13 protein-coding genes and 4 pseudogenes are annotated in these 16,198 nt (G+C 69.8%); 9 read left to right on the plus strand and 8 right to left on the minus strand.

Going from position 1 to position 16,198, the window contains the following annotated elements:
* Nucleotides 1-492: 492 nt before the first annotated feature.
* The 4 genes and pseudogenes from DFR74_RS32735 to DFR74_RS32750 all read left to right on the plus strand — a co-directional run.
* Nucleotides 493-1,053 (plus strand): flavodoxin domain-containing protein, encoded by a 561-nt coding sequence (locus DFR74_RS32735; RefSeq protein WP_067512521.1) that lies wholly within the window; start codon nucleotides 493-495, stop codon nucleotides 1,051-1,053.
* A 25-nt stretch (nucleotides 1,054-1,078) separates the two neighbouring features.
* Nucleotides 1,079-1,746: pseudogene (locus tag DFR74_RS32740) on the plus strand (putative PEP-binding protein); the annotation flags it as partial.
* 42 nt (nucleotides 1,747-1,788) lie between these two features.
* A pseudogene (locus DFR74_RS32745) lies at nucleotides 1,789-2,049 on the plus strand (SDR family oxidoreductase); the annotation flags it as partial.
* 123 nt (nucleotides 2,050-2,172) lie between these two features.
* Nucleotides 2,173-2,373, plus strand: a pseudogene (locus DFR74_RS32750) (universal stress protein); the annotation flags it as partial.
* An 81-nt stretch (nucleotides 2,374-2,454) separates the two neighbouring features.
* Here DFR74_RS32750 and DFR74_RS32755 read toward each other — a convergent pair.
* Both DFR74_RS32755 and DFR74_RS32760 read right to left on the minus strand, forming a co-directional pair.
* Nucleotides 2,455-4,113, minus strand: a pseudogene (locus DFR74_RS32755) (SulP family inorganic anion transporter); the annotation flags it as partial.
* 348 nt (nucleotides 4,114-4,461) lie between these two features.
* Nucleotides 4,462-4,719, minus strand: a complete 258-nt coding sequence (locus tag DFR74_RS32760; RefSeq protein WP_067512527.1) for an SHOCT domain-containing protein — start codon at nucleotides 4,717-4,719, stop codon at nucleotides 4,462-4,464.
* A 248-nt stretch (nucleotides 4,720-4,967) separates the two neighbouring features.
* Between DFR74_RS32760 and DFR74_RS32765 the strand changes: the two genes are divergently transcribed.
* Entirely contained in the window at nucleotides 4,968-5,222 is a 255-nt protein-coding gene (locus tag DFR74_RS32765; RefSeq protein ID WP_067512529.1) for a hypothetical protein, read from the plus strand.
* Between the two features lie 24 nt (nucleotides 5,223-5,246).
* Nucleotides 5,247-5,921, plus strand: coding sequence for a hypothetical protein (locus DFR74_RS32770; protein ID WP_067512530.1), 675 nt, complete (start codon nucleotides 5,247-5,249; stop codon nucleotides 5,919-5,921).
* 459 nt (nucleotides 5,922-6,380) lie between these two features.
* Here the strand turns inward: DFR74_RS32770 and DFR74_RS32775 are convergent, their stop codons facing one another.
* Both DFR74_RS32775 and DFR74_RS32780 read right to left on the minus strand, forming a co-directional pair.
* The gene (locus DFR74_RS32775; RefSeq protein ID WP_067512532.1) at nucleotides 6,381-7,289 is read right to left on the minus strand and encodes a universal stress protein; all 909 of its coding nucleotides are present in this window, start codon (nucleotides 7,287-7,289) and stop codon (nucleotides 6,381-6,383) included.
* A gap of 149 nt (nucleotides 7,290-7,438) precedes the next feature.
* Complete coding sequence (locus tag DFR74_RS32780) at nucleotides 7,439-7,705, minus strand: hypothetical protein (RefSeq protein ID WP_067512534.1); 267 nt, start codon at nucleotides 7,703-7,705, stop codon at nucleotides 7,439-7,441.
* A 116-nt stretch (nucleotides 7,706-7,821) separates the two neighbouring features.
* Here DFR74_RS32780 and DFR74_RS37710 point away from each other — a divergent pair, with 116 nt between their 5' ends.
* Complete coding sequence (locus tag DFR74_RS37710; RefSeq protein ID WP_267465341.1) at nucleotides 7,822-7,953, plus strand: hypothetical protein; 132 nt, start codon at nucleotides 7,822-7,824, stop codon at nucleotides 7,951-7,953.
* 302 nt (nucleotides 7,954-8,255) lie between these two features.
* Here DFR74_RS37710 and DFR74_RS32790 read toward each other — a convergent pair whose 3' ends face one another.
* From DFR74_RS32790 to DFR74_RS32800, 3 genes are all read right to left on the minus strand, one after another.
* Nucleotides 8,256-9,308 carry a nitroreductase family protein gene (locus tag DFR74_RS32790; RefSeq protein WP_232331862.1) on the minus strand — a complete coding sequence of 351 codons (1,053 nt, stop codon included), beginning with the start codon at nucleotides 9,306-9,308 and terminating at the stop codon, nucleotides 8,256-8,258.
* 626 nt (nucleotides 9,309-9,934) lie between these two features.
* Nucleotides 9,935-10,933, minus strand: a complete 999-nt coding sequence (locus DFR74_RS32795; RefSeq protein ID WP_067512538.1) for a hypothetical protein — start codon at nucleotides 10,931-10,933, stop codon at nucleotides 9,935-9,937.
* 2 nt (nucleotides 10,934-10,935) lie between these two features.
* Nucleotides 10,936-11,421, minus strand: a complete 486-nt coding sequence (locus tag DFR74_RS32800) for a sigma 54 modulation/S30EA ribosomal C-terminal domain-containing protein (protein ID WP_067512540.1) — start codon at nucleotides 11,419-11,421, stop codon at nucleotides 10,936-10,938.
* Nucleotides 11,422-11,682: 261 nt separating this feature from the next.
* Between DFR74_RS32800 and DFR74_RS36400 the strand changes: the two genes are divergently transcribed.
* On the plus strand, nucleotides 11,683-11,844 hold the full coding sequence (locus DFR74_RS36400) for a hypothetical protein (RefSeq protein WP_157115866.1): 162 nt from the start codon (nucleotides 11,683-11,685) through the stop codon (nucleotides 11,842-11,844).
* A gap of 341 nt (nucleotides 11,845-12,185) precedes the next feature.
* Here DFR74_RS36400 and DFR74_RS32810 read toward each other — a convergent pair whose 3' ends face one another.
* Nucleotides 12,186-13,571 (minus strand): MBL fold metallo-hydrolase, encoded by a 1,386-nt coding sequence (locus DFR74_RS32810; RefSeq protein WP_067512544.1) that lies wholly within the window; start codon nucleotides 13,569-13,571, stop codon nucleotides 12,186-12,188.
* Nucleotides 13,572-14,118: 547 nt separating this feature from the next.
* Between DFR74_RS32810 and DFR74_RS32815 the strand changes: the two genes are divergently transcribed.
* On the plus strand, nucleotides 14,119-16,191 hold the full coding sequence (locus DFR74_RS32815; RefSeq protein ID WP_084538030.1) for an MMPL family transporter: 2,073 nt from the start codon (nucleotides 14,119-14,121) through the stop codon (nucleotides 16,189-16,191).
* The last annotated feature ends 7 nt before the right edge of the window (nucleotides 16,192-16,198 follow it).

The following is a 16,198-nucleotide window of genomic DNA, read 5'->3' on the forward strand; positions in this document are numbered from 1 at the left end:
CGCGACGGCGTACGGCCATTGGAACCATTCTCGCGCGTGGCCATCCGAACCGGACAGAGGCGATGGTCCGCCGAAGACCTCGCGGTGGGCATGTTCGTCGCAGTGGCTTCGGTCCGTGCGGTGGGGGCACCTCGACCCTGCTCCCATCGCAGGGCCGCGAGCGAAGCTGGCAACCGAGGCCGTGCCCTCACCCGGCCCGACCGATCAGCGCCCGCGGGCCGGACGTGAACGGCCTCGCACCGTCGACTCAGCGGAAGGAGGCCGCCACGCAGACCGCGGTCGACTCCCGAGGACCGACGGATGCCTATCGCCGGGACGGGGGCTTCGCCGCGGTCGGACTCGCTCGACACCGAAATGGTGATGGGTCGAAGGTCTCGCCGCTGATCGCGCCGGTCACTGCCTCGTGACCGCGCCACTTCGGTGCCATTGGTCCCCGCGAGACGGGCATACCGGCTCTGCTCGGCGACGACCTGTGCGCGCGAAGCTGGCACCATGACTCCCACACCTTCTCCCCGCGTCGCGATCCTGTTCGCCACCGCGCAGGGCTCCACCCGGGACATCGCGGAATTCATCTACGAGGAACTGATGTCACGTGGCGCGCACGCGGAACTGTGCGACATCGAGCACGCGCCGGACCTGACCGGCGTCGGCACCGTCGTCATCGGCAGCGCCATCCACAACATGGACCTGCTCCCCGGGGCCGATGCCTACATCCGCCACAACCTGCCGACCTTGACCGGTAAGGATGTCCGGCTCTTCACGGTCGGACTCGGGCCTGCCCTACGCGGCCCGGTCGGCCGGTGGGCCGGACGCCAGATCCCGCGCAAGATCGCCGCCGTCCTCGGCATGCTGCACCCGCGCGACTACACCGCCTTCGCCGGCAAATACGAACGCGAAGGAGTGTCCTGGCGCGCCAGAGCGATGTATCGGCTCCTCGGCGGCGCCCGCTACGGCGACCTGCGCGACTGGGATGCCGTGCGGCGCTGGGCAGGCACCATCGCCGACAGCCTGGAACTCCCCCGCTCCTCGACCATCGACACCGCACATCCCTGATCGAGCCGGACGCTCGCACCGCGGGCGTCGCGGTGAATTCCGCGCGCTGCGCGGTGGCGAACGATACGAGCCCGTCGAGCACAACCCGATGATCGGCTACCGAGGCTGCTACCGGTACATCCGCGAACCCGACCTCTTCACCGCCGAACTCTCCGCGCTCGCCGACGCCCGCCACGACAACCCGAATCTGCACATCATGATCCCCTTCGTGCGGACCAGGTGGGAACTGGAAGCCTGCCTGGAAATCGTCGACGCCAGTGCGCTCGGCAGACAACGTGGCCCGCATCGCTGGTGATGGCCGAGGTGCCCTCGGTGCCGCACTGGCTGCCCGAATACGTCGGCCTCGGCATCGATGGCGTCTCCATCGGCGGCAACGACCTGACCCGGCTGATGCTGGGCGTCGACGGCGACTCCGAGGAGTGCGCCGAGCTGTTCGACGAATCGGATCCGGCTGTGCTGGAAGCCATGTCGCGCATCATCGGCGTAGCCCGCCGCCTTGGCATCACGTCGTCGCTGTGCGGCCAGGCGCCCTCGAACCGGCCGGCGTTCGCCGAGCACCTGGTGCGCATGGGCATCACGTCGGTGACGCCGGACGCCGTCGCGGCGACGCGCCAGGTCGTCGCGTCCGCGGAACGCCGCGTCCTGCTCGATCACGCGCTCGCCGGCACCAACCACCCGTCACGCCCGGCGTGACCACTCCCCTTCGAACACCCGACACCGAAAGGCTCGATCATCCTGCTCGGAGCGGCGGCGCTCGAGCTCGGCGCGGCAGGCATCCGGGTCTGCTCGGTGCACCCGGGACCGATCCACACCCCGATGACCACCGAGCTGGACCCCGGTATCGCGGCGGGACAACCACTTCCACGCTTCGGTGAGCCCGAAGAGGTCGCCGCGATGGTCGGCTTCATCGTCACCGAGGCGACGTTCTCCACCGGATCGGAGTTCGGGCTCGACGGCGGCGCGACCGCCGGCGCCGCGCTGGTCCTTCCTTCATGAACTCCGCACGATGGGCGGCAGGCCCGCCGCCCGCACGAGTCTACGAGACCCACACGGGTGTCGTGCTGCTGTGCGGCGCGCGGGCCTGCATGACGGAGAAGAAGCCGCCGCGCACCGACTTCACGTTTCGCCGATGTGGCGGTCCGGCGCGAGGTCGAGGTGTTCGGGCCGCGCGAGCGGCTCGCCCATCGGTCACAGACCGCGCAGTTGCTCGTCGTCGGTAGCCGGGGTCGTGGTGGCTTCCGCGGTCTGCTCCTCGGGTCGACCAGCGACCGGCTGGTCCACCACGCCGAGTGCCCGGTCATGGTCGCGCACCACGACTGATCGGTGTGGGCTCGAGTCCTTGCGGTTCGGTTCGTCCGCCGGAGGCCGGGGGTCGGCGCCACCCGTCGACGCGGTCGCGGCGCGAAACGCCGCGACCGCTGTCGCCAGCGTCGGGAACAACCGTTCGGCACCGATCCGTCCGGTCAGCCCGCAGGCGTCGAGATCATCGCGCAGATCCTGTTTCACCCGGGCCATCGCGAAGACCACGCCGCGCCCGGACAATTCGGCACGCACCTGCTCGACGGCGTCGAGCGCGGTCAGGTCCACCTCGACGTTCGCCTCGGCGCTGAGAACGAACCACCGGAGTTCCCTGCCGCCGGATTCCGCCGCTGCCAGCGCGCGTTTACGGAAGTCCTCCGCATTGGCGAAGCACAACGGCGCGTCATAGCGGTAGATCACCAATCCAGCGATCCGTGTGGCGTCGGGGTAGTCGTCCACATCGTGCATCCCCGCCAGGTGGGGGACGAAGCCGAGCACCGCGTCATGCGCGTGGGCGATCCGTCGTAGCAGGTCCGACACGGACAGGGCGATCGCGACCAGGATGCCGTAGAGCACACCGAGTGCCAAGACGGCAACCACGGTCCCCACCGCGAGTAGGAGTTCGCTGCGGCGGAAACGCGCCAGCCGAGCGAACTCCGACACGTCGATCAGCCGCAGCGCGGCGTAGACCACCAGCGCACCCAGCGCGGCGACGGGGAATCCGGCCAGCACGCCGGTCGCGCCGAACAGCACGACCAGCACCGCGGCACCGGTGACCAGGGCGTAGAGCTGGGTCCGGGCCCCGAGCAGATCAGCGATGGTCGTGCGACTGCCGCTACAACTCACCGGAAAGCCGTGGGTCAGCGCCGTGGCCACGTTCGTCGCACCCAGGGCCGCCAGCTCGACATTCGGCCGCACATGGTCACCGTGCCGTGCCGCGAACGCGCGACCGGTCAGCGCGTTGTCGGAGAATCCCACCACCGCGATACCGACGGCGGGCAGCAACAACGCGGAGACGTCGGCGAACTCGAACTCGGGAAGACCCGGTACCGGCAGCCCGGTCGGCACGCTGCCGATCACCGCGATACCGAATCGCTCCAGTGACAACGCCGATACCGACACGGCCGCCGCCAGGACCGCGATCAACGGGCCCGGCGCACGCGGCAGCCACCGGGCCATGGCGAGCAACGCCACCAGTACCGATCCCGCCAGCAGCGCCGTCGCGGGATGCCACTGGTCGATGCCGGCCACCAGCGAACGCGCCTGCGCGAACACCGTGTCACCCTCGACCGGCACTCCGGTGACTCTCCCCGACTGCCCCACGATCATCAGGCCCGCGGTTCCGGCCAGATAGCCGACCAGCACCGGGTGCGACAACAGATCCGCGAGCACGCCCAGCCTGATCAACGCGCCGAGCAGGCACAGCGCGCCGACCAGCAACGCGAGCAACCCGGCCAGCGCGGCGTACCGCCGGGGGTCGCCGCCGGCCAGCGGCGCCAGCGCCACGGCGGTCAGCAGCGCGGTGGTCGACTCCGGTCCCACCGACAGCTGACGCGAGGTCCCCCACAGCACGTACACGGCCAGCGGGGCGATCGCCGCCCACAGCCCGACCACCGGCGGCAAGCCCGCCACCGTCGCGTACGCCATCACCTGAGGGATCAGATACGCCGCCACGGTCACGCCCGCGACCACATCCGCGCGGAGCCACGAACGCCGATAACCCCGGAATTGCCGCAAGCCCGGCAGCAGACGCGTCACCATCGTTCCGGACTCGACGGGGCAATCGGGCCGCGGGATCGCATGGACCGGTCCGCACCGAATTGTCGCAGGGTACGGCCGATCTCGGCGCCCAATCGCTCGAATCCGGCGCCGGACACGGCACCACGGACGCACCGTCGCCTCGGGCCCGAGGAGGAACCGTGACGAGTGATCCGATGAACCCACGACCACATCCGTCCTTTCCGCTCGCAGGCGCCACAGCGGCGTCGAGCGCCCAACATTCACCGCCGGGGCCGTACCCGGAACCGAGCCGAAGGTCCTCGCCGGGACGGTCACTGGTCCCTGAGGTGCGCGCGACTCCGCATGATCGACGGTGCGGGCGGGGCCGGATCACCCTGTCGTGGCCGAACGCAGAACAGCCAGCCGATCCGCGTATTCCTTCGCGTCGATCTCGCCGCGGGCGAAACGCTCCGCCAGGACATGTTCGGCGCCCGGCGGCGCCGGGTGCGCACGACGCTCGTTGTCCACCCGGAACAGATACCGCAGGGCGAGCACGAAACCGGCGATCAGCAGAGCCCAGAACAGGACCATGCCGAAGCCCATCCAAACGTAGCTCCAGCCACCGACATCGTGGTCGTACCAGTACATTTCAGTCTCCTTCCGTGCCCCGGACCGCGCGGCGCAGCGGTTCGCCGGTAGTGCAACCATGACCCTTCCCGCCACTGCGGGGTAAGGGCCGATAGGCCCCTTCGAGCAGTGCCGATTGCCCCCGATGACTTTGGTCGAAGCTGCTGGGGACCAACGCCTCTCACGAGGAAGCGGGCAGCGGCGAGACAGTGTGTCGACACACCGCGGACACCGTATCCGGTCTGCGGACAGACATCGGAGGAACCACCGTGAGTGACAGCGTCACCGGCGCCGCGTACCACAACAAGCCGGGCCAGAGCCTCGCCGATCCCTACAACATTCCCGGGATCCTGCTCTTCTTCACCGGGATCGTCGGACTCGCCTCGACCTTGACGGCCGCGGGTTACGGCTTCGGCGGCTGGACCACGCTCGGGGCGATCGCGACGGCGACGAGCTTCACCGGGAGCATCGCCGTGTTCGTCCTCGAGCACGAGCGGCTGCGCAGGCTCGCCGCCCGACGCTGAGTCCGCCCGCACGCAGAAGCTGACATGAGCACGACGGCTGGGCAGTTGCTCCTGGTGGTCGCCGTCGTGTTCGCGGTGAACCTGCTGCCGGCGTTCGGGCCGCCGAACGCCCTGCTCGTGGTGTTCTTCGGACTCAACGGGAACCTCGATCCGGTCCCGCTCGTCGTCTGCGCCGCCGTCGCCTCGGGTGCGGGCCGGTATGTCCTCGCCGCCGCCACCCGTCGCGCCGGCGGCCATCTCGGCCCGCGGCGCACAACCAACCTGCGGGCCGCCGGTGACCATCTCACCGGTCGTCGTGGCCGCAAATTCGCCACGATCGGGGTATTCCTCGTCTCACCGCTCCCGTCGGCGCAGTTGTTCGAGGCGGCCGGGCTCCTGGGTCTGCGCCTGTTTCCGCTGACCGCCGCGCATGTCGCGGGACGAACAGTGAGTTTCTCGCTGTACCTCAGCGCCGCCGAGGTCGCCGGGCGCAGTCTCGGCGAGACCCTCACCGCCTCGTTCACCACGCCCTACGGCATCGCCGTACAGATCGTGCTCCTGGTCGGCGTCGTCATGCTGGCCCGCGTCGACTGGACCGGGTATCTCCCGGTGACGACAGCACATCCAGCACAGACCCACCGGGCCGGTGAGCACCGATGGCCCTACCCACCCCCGTCGTCCTCGCCGCGTAGCCCGGCGAAGAAATCCTCGGAGAAGTAGGGCCGGTGCACCAGGGCAGCCGCCGCCGTCGCGATGGCGAGCAGATCGGCCGCGATCGACAGCGCGGTGACCGGCGAAGGCGGACGACAGCCCGTCTCGGAGGACCTCGAAGACGGTCGGCGCGGTCGCTCCGCCGAGGTCGGCCCGCAACAGACTCACGCCACGACGATCGCCATCGCCCGCACTGCGGGCCACGGGACCGCGGACAGGCGTCGTAGAAGTCGGTCGATCAAGTCTGGGTCAGACAGGACGCCGGACACCTGACACTCCTCCTGCTCAGGGCGGGTCGACATCGAGGGCCGGGCCGTCGCCGCCGAGGGTTTCACCGCCCTGAACGCACGCCTGCGTCGTTGTCGCTCATCAGCGACTCCGCGACGGGACGTCGTGGCGTTTCCGGCGGCTTCCCCGCGCTCGTCGGCGCCCGACGAGGCGGCCACCGCGCACGGTGGCCGCCTCGGGTCAGCCCTGCTCCCGGTCGCGGACGACGATCATCGGAATGTCGACCGAGTGCAGCAGGGCGTTGCTCGTGGAGCCCAGCAGCATGCTGGTGAATCCACCGCGTCCGTGACTACCCACCACCAGCAACTGAGCCGAAGCGGCCTCCCGCAGCAGCGCGCGGACCGGGCGGTTGGCGACGACGACGCCGCGCACCGCCACATCCGGATAGCTCTCGCGGTAGCCCGCCAGCGCCTCGGAGAGTTCGGTTTCGGCTGTCTGCCTGCCCGTTTCCCAGCTGAACGCGGGCAGATCGGCGCTGGAGTCGTCGAACGCGTGCACCGCCACGAGGTCGACCTTGCGGCGCGAGGCCTCCTCGAACGCCAGTCGTACCGCGGGCACGCTGTTGTCGGACCCGTCGACGCCGACCAGCACCGGCAGCGCGGCAGACACCGGGTCCGTCGCGACGATGCCCTGGACCACGGCGACCGGGCAGTGGGCATGACGCGTCACGGCGGTACTGACCGAGCCGAGCAGCCCGCGCTGGAAAGCGCCGATGCCGCGGCTGCCGACCACGAGCATCTCCGCCGTGGTCGACCGGTCGATCAGCAGCGGTGCGGCCCGTTCGAACGCGACCTCGGTGGTGATCGTGAGGTCGTCCTCGGGCACCGCCGCGCGGGCCACCCGCGCCGCTTCCCCGACCACTCGCTCGGCGTCCACCCGGAGCCATTCCAGATCCGCCTCACCCAGCGACATCCCCGGGCCGAAGCCTGTCTGGATCGCCGCCGAGGTGAGAATGTGCAGCGGCAGGCGATGCAGCGCCGCTTCGGCCGCCGCCCACGCCGCGGCCTGATAGGAGTTGGCGGAGCCATCGACCGCGGCCAGCACGGGCCGGGGTCGATGGTCGGTGGGCCGCACGGTCTTCTCGGTCATGGTCGAGCCTTTCTGGGGGTCACCGGCCCGTCGCGGGCGTCGACATCCAGCATTCCCGCGACCGCCCCGCGGAAGTCAGGGGCCAAAGTCATTGGTGCGACGGCCGATCGGTTCCGATTCCGCTCCGTGGTCGCGGTGTCACCGCGGCATCAGCTGTGCTCGGGTGCTTGCCGTTCCAGCAGGCGGATGCCGGTCACGATGTCGGGATCGATCGTGATGACGGTGTCCATCATGCCTTCCACCCAGGGCCGTAGCCGCCGCTCGTAGCTCGCGATGCGCCCGGGGCCGCAGACGGCGCGGGCCAGTCCGGTCACCGACACCGACCATCCGACGCGGCGCACCGGATCGATCTCGTCGGCGCCGTAGGTGACCACCACCGGCGAACTGTGGGCGGCGAGCCTGTCCTTCTCGTCCACAGCAGAAGGGCAGACGACCACCGGGTCTGGTGGTCACCCGGGCGTCGACCCTGTCCGGCTGGAATCGGCGCGGATGCGGGACGGTGAAGATCCCCCGGTGCGGGAGCAGCGCGACCGTGCCCGCACCCGGGACGAGCGCGAGCCCGACGTTCGGCGAGGACCGCGCGGCAGCGCATCGCCCTGTCGAGACCACCGCCCTGATCGGCCGTCCGATCGCCGGGTACGACGACGCGCGCGGCCAACTCTGATGCTCGAGCGCGGCGCCCGCGCACCTGCGATCTCCACGGTGCGCTCCGACAGCGACGGCCACCGGATGTCGCGGCGCCGAACCTGCCGGCTCCGCCGCGCAGATCCTGCTCGCATCCCGGCCAGGGGCCAGGCGGGGCATCGTCGGGGCCGGCGGTAACCGAGGCCGGGCGGCTTTCCCGGCTCACGGCTCGGTTCGACGGCGAACGCGCTGGTCCAGTGCGCCCGCTGCCCCGTCCTGGTCATCCATCCGGGCTCCGAGTGAGGAGCGTACGGCACCCTCGGCGTCAGTGATGTTCGGACGTCAGTGATGTTCGGGAAGCATCAGGTCCTCGACGGGGCGACGAGGCGTCACGGCCGGTGGATCCCCGGTATCCCGTGCCCATCCCACGCGCAGGACAGCGTGCGGGAACGCGGTGCCGCCCAGTACTTCGGTCCGGATGAAGTCCCGCCGCGACTCGAGCGGCTGCGTGAGCAAGCATGTCGCCAGACCGATGTTGGTGGCGGTCAGCAGCACCGCGCTGATCGACTCACCGGCACGCAACCTCGACAGCGCATCGTCGCCCGGTGTACCGGCGAGGAAGAACTCGGCGTAATCGACGACCGCGGCTTCCATGCTCTCCGCGGAACCGGATGCGGTCGGCGGCCACGGCGTCCTGCGCCCGGTGCGCCCCTCGCCGAGCGCTCGGCGCGGCGGTGGGACCTGTGCGAGCACAGATCCGCTCGCACAGGTCACCGTCGGTCGACGCGAGCTCGCGTACTCCGCGAGGTGTACGCGGTCGCTGTCGGAGACGAGCCGCACGATGCCGCCCAACGCCGCCGCGCGCTCCCGGAACAGGCCCAGATATCCGGCCGGTATCGGCCTGAGCTGGTAGGGACGATCATCACTGCGCCGCTCGGTGATCGCGTCGCGCAGCGACTTCTCCAGCATCGTGGGGCGATGCGGCACCAAGCGAAGTGACGCCAGCAGACCGGGTCGGGCGGGATCCGGCAGCCGACGGACCACCGTGGCCCACCCGGCCGCCGCGAACGCCACACTCACGTGGTGCAGCGCGATGCCACACCCCAGAAGCGCGTCGCGCGACGCGGGATCGGTCGCGAACGTCGAACAGCGCGGATCGAGGTGGAGGTGAACGCCCTGATCGGTCACCCGCCACCGCCACGGCTGGGTGTTGCGCCGGGACGGCGCACGCCCGGCGAGCGTCAGTGCCGCTGTGACTGTGCGGCGGTCGGGCATTCCGGGGTCCATGGGGTGTCGTCCTTTCGTAGACGTATCCCACGGTGCCATCGCGCCCCGAGCGGAGTTAGAGCACGAAGGCACCGTCCGAGATGACTTCGGGCCGATATCCCAGCTCACCGCCGGCTCCGCTCCGGTGGCGGAGGCCGCCCACCCCGACGACGAGCTGTCGCCGAATATCGGATGCGAGTGCAAGTCGCTGAGCGCGGACTTCTCGCGCGGCGAGGCTCGATGGACCGTATGCGTGCAAGTGGCGAACGACCAGATCGTGACGATGACCTGCCGACTCCGGTTCAGCGCGGCGGGCTGCCACTCCTGCGAGCGGGCGCACGCGCCGCACTTCGACGTCGCACTTCGACCCGCTTCGACCCCGGGGACGAACGGCGGCGCGCGGTCCGCGACGGCGACCTGCTCTGGTTCAGGGCCATCCGCGAGGGCAGGGCGGCGAGCGCGGCTACGACACCGTGGACCGGTCGCGCCGACCGGTCGGTCGAGCATCGGCCACTACTCGACTTCCCTGCGGCCGAGTCCGCCGGGCCGCGGACGCGCTCCCCGAACAGGACTCCTCCGGCCCACGGACCGTGCCGCTGGCCGACGCCTCCGACCTGGCGCACTCGCGCACGGGACCTGTCCACGACCCGGCCTTGGAATTCGTCCGATACCACGCGAACTCGGCCGCCACCGCGCGCCGGTGCCATCGGCCGCGCCAGAGAGCACGGTCGCGGAGAAGGCGGCCGGCCGGCAGCTCACGAGGACCGACCGCGACGCCCGGCCGCGGTCAACGCGATGAGCGCCGCGCAGCTCACCCAATCGTTCGGCAACCGGCGGCTGGTCGGTCCCCAACCGACCACAGACGACCCGCCGCCTGGCTGCGCGGAGCTGACCCGATAGAACTTGGCCTCCGCGGGAAATCCTCCGTCGGGCAAGCGCTTCGCCTCGAGCACGTCGAGAGCCTCGGCGCAGCGTGGATCCTCGATCAACTCGGCCTCGGCCAGCACTGTCAACGCGAACAGGATGTCGTAGTGCCAGTAGCACGGAAAGTGCAGTTCGAGAAAGGATCGATCGATGACCGAGCCGTCGGTGCGGCGGCGGAACAGCCGACGTCCGAGGAACAGCTCCGAGGCGCGCAGGACCGCCTCGCCGACCTCGGGATCTCCGGTGGTGCGGGCACAAGCGTTCAGAGCCCGCAGCGGGACGAGGCTCTCCCCGAAGGACGACACGTGACCGGTCGCTCGCCGATCACAGTTCCAGCCGCCGTCGGGCCATTGAGCACGCAGCAGACGATCGACGAGGTGACCGACGCGCTGGTCCGCCAGCCCCAACCGCAGCAGCGCCCAGACCAGGTTTCCCTCGATGAACGCGTGCAACGTCGGCAGTTCCCGGTCCCGAACCCGGCCGATATAGCGCCGCTCGTACTCCGGCGACAGCAGCCAACCCAGGGCTTGCTCGCGCAACGGCACCAAGGATTCGTCACCGGCCGGATATCCGAGTTCGGCCAACGCGACAAGCACCCAGTGTGCCCCTCGCCACTTCGCGCTGTAGGGGTGGAAGGGCAGTGTGCCGTCGACGAGCCGTTCGGAGAGCAGACGCCGCACGCGCTCACTGCCGGGAATCGCCGCGGCCGCCGTGATCACCGCGGGATCCGACGGCGGCACTCCGAGCACGCCGAGGAGGGTGCGCCAACGGATGGACGGCTCCTCGGAGTGGAGTAGCCGTGCCACGATCGGATCCGCGTCGGCCGGCACTCTCAACACCTTCGCCCTGCGGTACTCCCGGCCGGTTCCGTCGCCGCCAAACCCACCACGTCGATGATCCGCATCCATACCGCCGCGGGCGTGAGAAGGCCGTAGTGCCCGTCGTAGCGGTGGTACAGCACATGGCCGCGACCCCGCTGCGGGTCCCAGTAGAACACGAACGGCCAGCCCGTCAACTCCAGACAGTCGACCGCGGCGTCGATACCGAGCTCGGGTGCGCTCGCGGCACTGATCGAGACGGCCTCCCTGGCCGCGCTCACCTGCTCGGGCCGCGGGTCCAGCTGGGTAAGGCGAAATCCCGTGGAACCCGGCCGATACAGGACGCTGTCGACACCGCTGCCGGATTCGGTGAACAGGTGGAAGTCGTAGTCGAGCAACGCCATATCGAGCGCCGCCTCGTCCCGGGTCTGCGCCGTGCGCGCGAACGACTTGCGACGCAGAATTCCCCGCTCCTCGATGGGGCGGGGAAAGTAGGGCACCTGTTCTCGGACGTGACAGGTTGGGACCAGACTCGCCGAGGCAGGCACCCCACGGGCAGGGCCCTGATGCCGGCGCCCACGCGCATCGGACACAGATTCGCCGGACCTTCGTCACTTCACCTAGTGAAGCACCGCGAGCGGGCGGCAGCCACCGGTGCCGCGCGACCGCGCGCGGGCAGGGCTGTGCGGCCCGGCGGGCGTGGACTGCCGGCCCTTCCGGCCACCTCTCGGACTGAGACAACGCGCCACGAGGAGGTAGCGATGTCATCCACCCTCGGCGAAGTCCCCGATCCCCCGGTGCGCCACGACGGCGCCGGATCAGCGACGGTGCGCCGGCCGGAACCGAACCTCCTCCAGGAATGGTGGGACGAGGTGATGGGCGCTACCGGACGAGATCGGAAACGAGCGCCCGAATCCACGTGACGGAACCCGCGCGTACCGCCGCTGAGTACCGCGCGGTCGTCTTCGACATGGACGGCGTGGTCACCGGCGCGGCCGCGGTCCACGCGAACGTGTGGACCGCTCTGTCCGGCGCGGACTTGCCCGCGCTCGGCGGCGCCGTTCGGTCCCGGCCGGGGGGCGACCGATCACGCTCTCCGTCACTCACAGCCGGGTCACGCGACGCCTGCATCCCAGCACCCGCCACCCGCCCGTGCGTCGAACATGCGGAGCGCACCCCGGGACTCGGGGCAGATCTGGGGCATGCCCTGCCCTGCGACACCACGGTTCCCGCCGGCAGCTGACGACCTCGCGCGATGCCGACGTCAGGCCGGTGCCGTCGCCCGGTGATCGATCCACGCGTTGTAGCCGCCGACCAGGTCACTGACCTGCTCGATGCCCAGCGAGCGAAGCAGTGACGCTGCGACGCTCGAGCGCCATCCGCCCGCGCAGTGCACCACGATCGGCACCCCGGTGGGCAGCTCACCGATCCTGGCACGCAACTGTGCCAACGGAATGGGCATCGCTTCGGGGATGTAGCCGAACTCGCGCTCGCCGGGATTGCGGACGTCGACGAGGGCGACCCGGTCGGCGTCGAGGAGCTGCCGTAGCTGCTCGACGGTCGTTCGCGGCGCCGATTGCACGAGATCGGCCAGCTCAGCGGGAAAGACACCGCCGTGGTCGACCGTGAAGTAGCCGACCGCGTCGTCGGACCCGATGCGGGCCAGTCGCAGCGCGGCGTCCTGTTCCTCGCCAGGGTAGGCGATCAGTACGATCCGGTCACCGATCCCGGCCACCATTCCGCCGGTTTCGGCGAAGCGGCCGTCGAAACCGACATTCACCGATCCGCGCAGGTGCCCGGCGGCGAAATCCTCAGGGGTACGGGCATCGAGGATGACTGTGCCGGACGCCGATTCGTCCCGAACCTGCCGCGCGGTGAACGCCGGGATCACGCGGTGCGGATCCAGCACCGCGCGGTCGCCCTTGTTGAGGGCGGCGTCGACGTGGAAATACTCCGGGACAGCCGGCTGGCCATCGGTGATCAGCGCGACGAAGGATTCCTCGCTCATCGGCCGCACCGACGGATTGGTTCTGCGCTGTTCCCCGATTGTCGAGGTCAGCTCCGCGGACAGGTTCTTCCCGCACGAGGAGCCCGCACCGTGCGCGGGCATGACGATCACCGAGTCCGGCAGTGCCAGCAGAGTCTCGTGGATCGTCCGGTACATCGCCCGCGCGAGATCGGTGGTGGAGCCGTCACCGAGGTTGACCAGGTCGGGTCGGCCCACATCCCCGATGAACAGCGAGTCACCGGTCAGCACCGCCGTCGGCCGGGCCGTCGGATTCTCGCGCACCAGCAGGCTGATCGATTCCCACGTATGCCCGGGAGTGGACAACACCTCCAGGTCGACCTCGCCCAGCGACACACGTTCGCCGTGCGCGAGCCGACGGATCGGATACGCGGTCTCGGCCGCCTCGCCGAAACCGATCCACGCCCCGGTGGCGGCGAGCAGCTCGAGATGACCGGAGACGAAGTCCGCGTGGAAGTGCGTGTTGATCACGCCTTCGATCGTCAATCCGAGTCGCCGTGCGTCGTCGAGATACTCGGTGACGTCGCGCCGCGGATCGACGACGACGGCCCGGCCGGTGCTCTCGTCGCCGATCAGATACGAGGCGTGGGACAGGCATTCGAGGTAGTACTGCTCGAGGATCATCACGTTTTCCTCCAATCCGACGACACGTTCGCGCTGCCGCTGTGGACAGCGTCGCATATACCCCCTAGGGTATGCAAGTACCCCCGGGGGTATTTTTGATCCGGATCCCTACGTCTCCGAGGAGGAGTTATGTGCTATGCCGTCACTTGTTCGACCTGCAAGAAGACCACGTGGGGCGGCTGCGGAGCGCACGTCGACAGCGTGCTGAAATCCGTGCCCGCATCTCGGCGGTGCACCTGTGAGCCGACACCCGATCGCACCGGCACCCCCGGCATCCTCGGCCGCATCCTGGGCCGCTGAGCCTGCTGGCCGAGCGCGCGAGGAAGCCGCCCGATCGAGCGACAGCCCGCACCGCTTCCGCCTCGCCTACCCGCCACCCACCCGGCGAATCATGCCGGAAGACATACCCCCACCCGCATAAGGAAATCAAACGTTGAGCAGCAAGAACACCTTCATCGGCGAGCAGTCGCCGGCGACGTCGGAACGCGAAGACGGATCCGCGCCGCCGGGGACCCCAGCCGGCGCGCTGGCCCGCTGGGGAGCGCGGATGGCCACCCACACGAAGTGGGTTTTCGGCGTGTGGTTGATCGCGCTGGTCGCACTCGGCGCCGCCGCGCCGAGTGTGTTCGACTCCCTGGCGGGCGCAGGCTGGCAGGCCGACGGCTCGGAGTCGGTGCGCGCCCGCGAGCTGGCACAGCAGCACTTCGGCGGAAACTCCTCCGCCGCGGTGCAGGTGGTCGTGCACTCCGACTCCGCACTGGTGTCCGATCCGGCGGTGCAACAGGTCCTGACCGAGGCGATCGCCCTGTTCCAGGGCGACGACCGCTTCAGCCAGGTCATCGCTCCCCAACCCGGGATGACGATCAGTCCGGACGGCCACACCGGCGTCGTGATCGCCGGCGCCGCCGCGAGCACGGACGAGATGGTCAAGGCGGTCGACGACCTCGGGAGCGAGCTGACCGCACTGTCGACGGCCGACATCGAGATCTACCCCACCGGCGCGACCGCACTGTGGAGCGAGTTCAACAGGGCCAACCATGACGCCATGATCAAGGCGGAGATGCTCTCCTGGCCGGTGACACTGGCGATCATGGTGCTCGCGTTCGGCTCACTCGTCGCCGCGGGCCTGCCACTGCTGCTGACCCTCGCGGGCCTGGTGGCCTCCGCGGGCGGACTGGTGCTGCTCAATTCCGCCACCCCGATCTCGGTGTGGGCGATGAACTTCGCCATGATGTTCGCCCTGGCTCTCGGCATCGACTACGCCCTCTTCCTCGTCGCGAGGTTTCGTGACGCGCTGCGCAAGGCCGCGGATACCCGTGCCGCCGTCGCCGAGACGATGGACACCGCGGGCAAGGCGGTCATCCTGTCCGGCCTGACCGTGTTGGTGAGCCTGTCCGCGGTGTTGCTCGTCCCCGCGCCCGCGGTGCGGACCATGGCCGTGGGAATCATGCTCGCCGTCGCGTTCGTCCTCGCCGCCACGCTGACCCTGCTCCCGGCCGCACTGGGCGCCCTGGGCCCGAAGATCAACGCCGGGTCACTGCCCTACGCCACCCGGCAGCAGCACCGGTCCCCCCGGTTCGAATCCTGGGGCAACCTGCTGCACAGGCACCCGTGGCCCTTCGCCATCGGCTCCCTACTCGCGCTGACGGCGCTGGCGATCCCGGTACTCGGCCTGAAGGTGGCCATGCCGTCGATCCAGGTCGTGCCCGCCGACGCTTCCGTGCGCCAGGGCTACGAACTGATCCAGGCCCAGATGGGCGAGGGAGCACCGGGCATGTTCCAGATCATCGCCCCCACGGCCGACGCCGAGGCGACCGCCGCCACCGCGAGGACGACCGAGGGCATCGCCATGGTCACCCCACCGATCCCCAGCGCGGACGGCTCCGATCATCTGATGCTCCAGGCGATTCCAGCGGTCGACCCCTCGGATGAGGCGATGGGCGCGATCCTCGATCGTTTGCGCGCCGATCTGCCGGCGCAGGCACTGGTCGGCGGCGCTCCCGCGGAGAACCTCGACCTTCAGCGAGCACTCGACGACTACCTGCCGGTGATCATCGGTGTCATCCTCGCGCTCGGCTTCACGCTGCTGCTGGCCGCGCTCCAGGCTCCGCTCATCGCCGTCCTCGGGACTGTGGTGAGCCTGCTCTCGACCGCGGCGGCGTTCGGCGTGGCCAGGCTGATCTTCCAGGACGGCCACGGCGCGAGCCTGCTCGGGTTCACCCCGCAGGGCTTCCTGGACGGCTGGGGACCGGTGTTCTTCTTCGCGATGATCTTCGCCATCGCGATGGACTACACGGTGTTCCTGCTCGCGACCGCCAAGGAGCACTACGAGGAATCGGGCGACCCCAACGTTGCGCATGTCATGGGCCTGGCCCATTCGGGCCGCATCATCGCGGCCGCCGCGGCGGTGATGGTCGCGGTGTTCTTCACCTTCGCACTCGCCGAGCCGTTGCCACCCAAGGAGATGGGAATCATCCTCGGCGTCGCCGTGCTGCTGGACGCGGTGTTCATCCGCCTGGTCCTGCTGCCGGTACTGCTGCGCCTGACCGGTCACGCCGCCTGGTGGTCACCCGCCTGGCTGGGCCGCGTGCTACCGAAGGTCACCTTCTCACACGGCTGAGGCGATC

Source organism: Nocardia puris (genome assembly GCF_003315035.1).
Lineage (GTDB): Bacteria > Actinomycetota > Actinomycetes > Mycobacteriales > Mycobacteriaceae > Nocardia > Nocardia puris.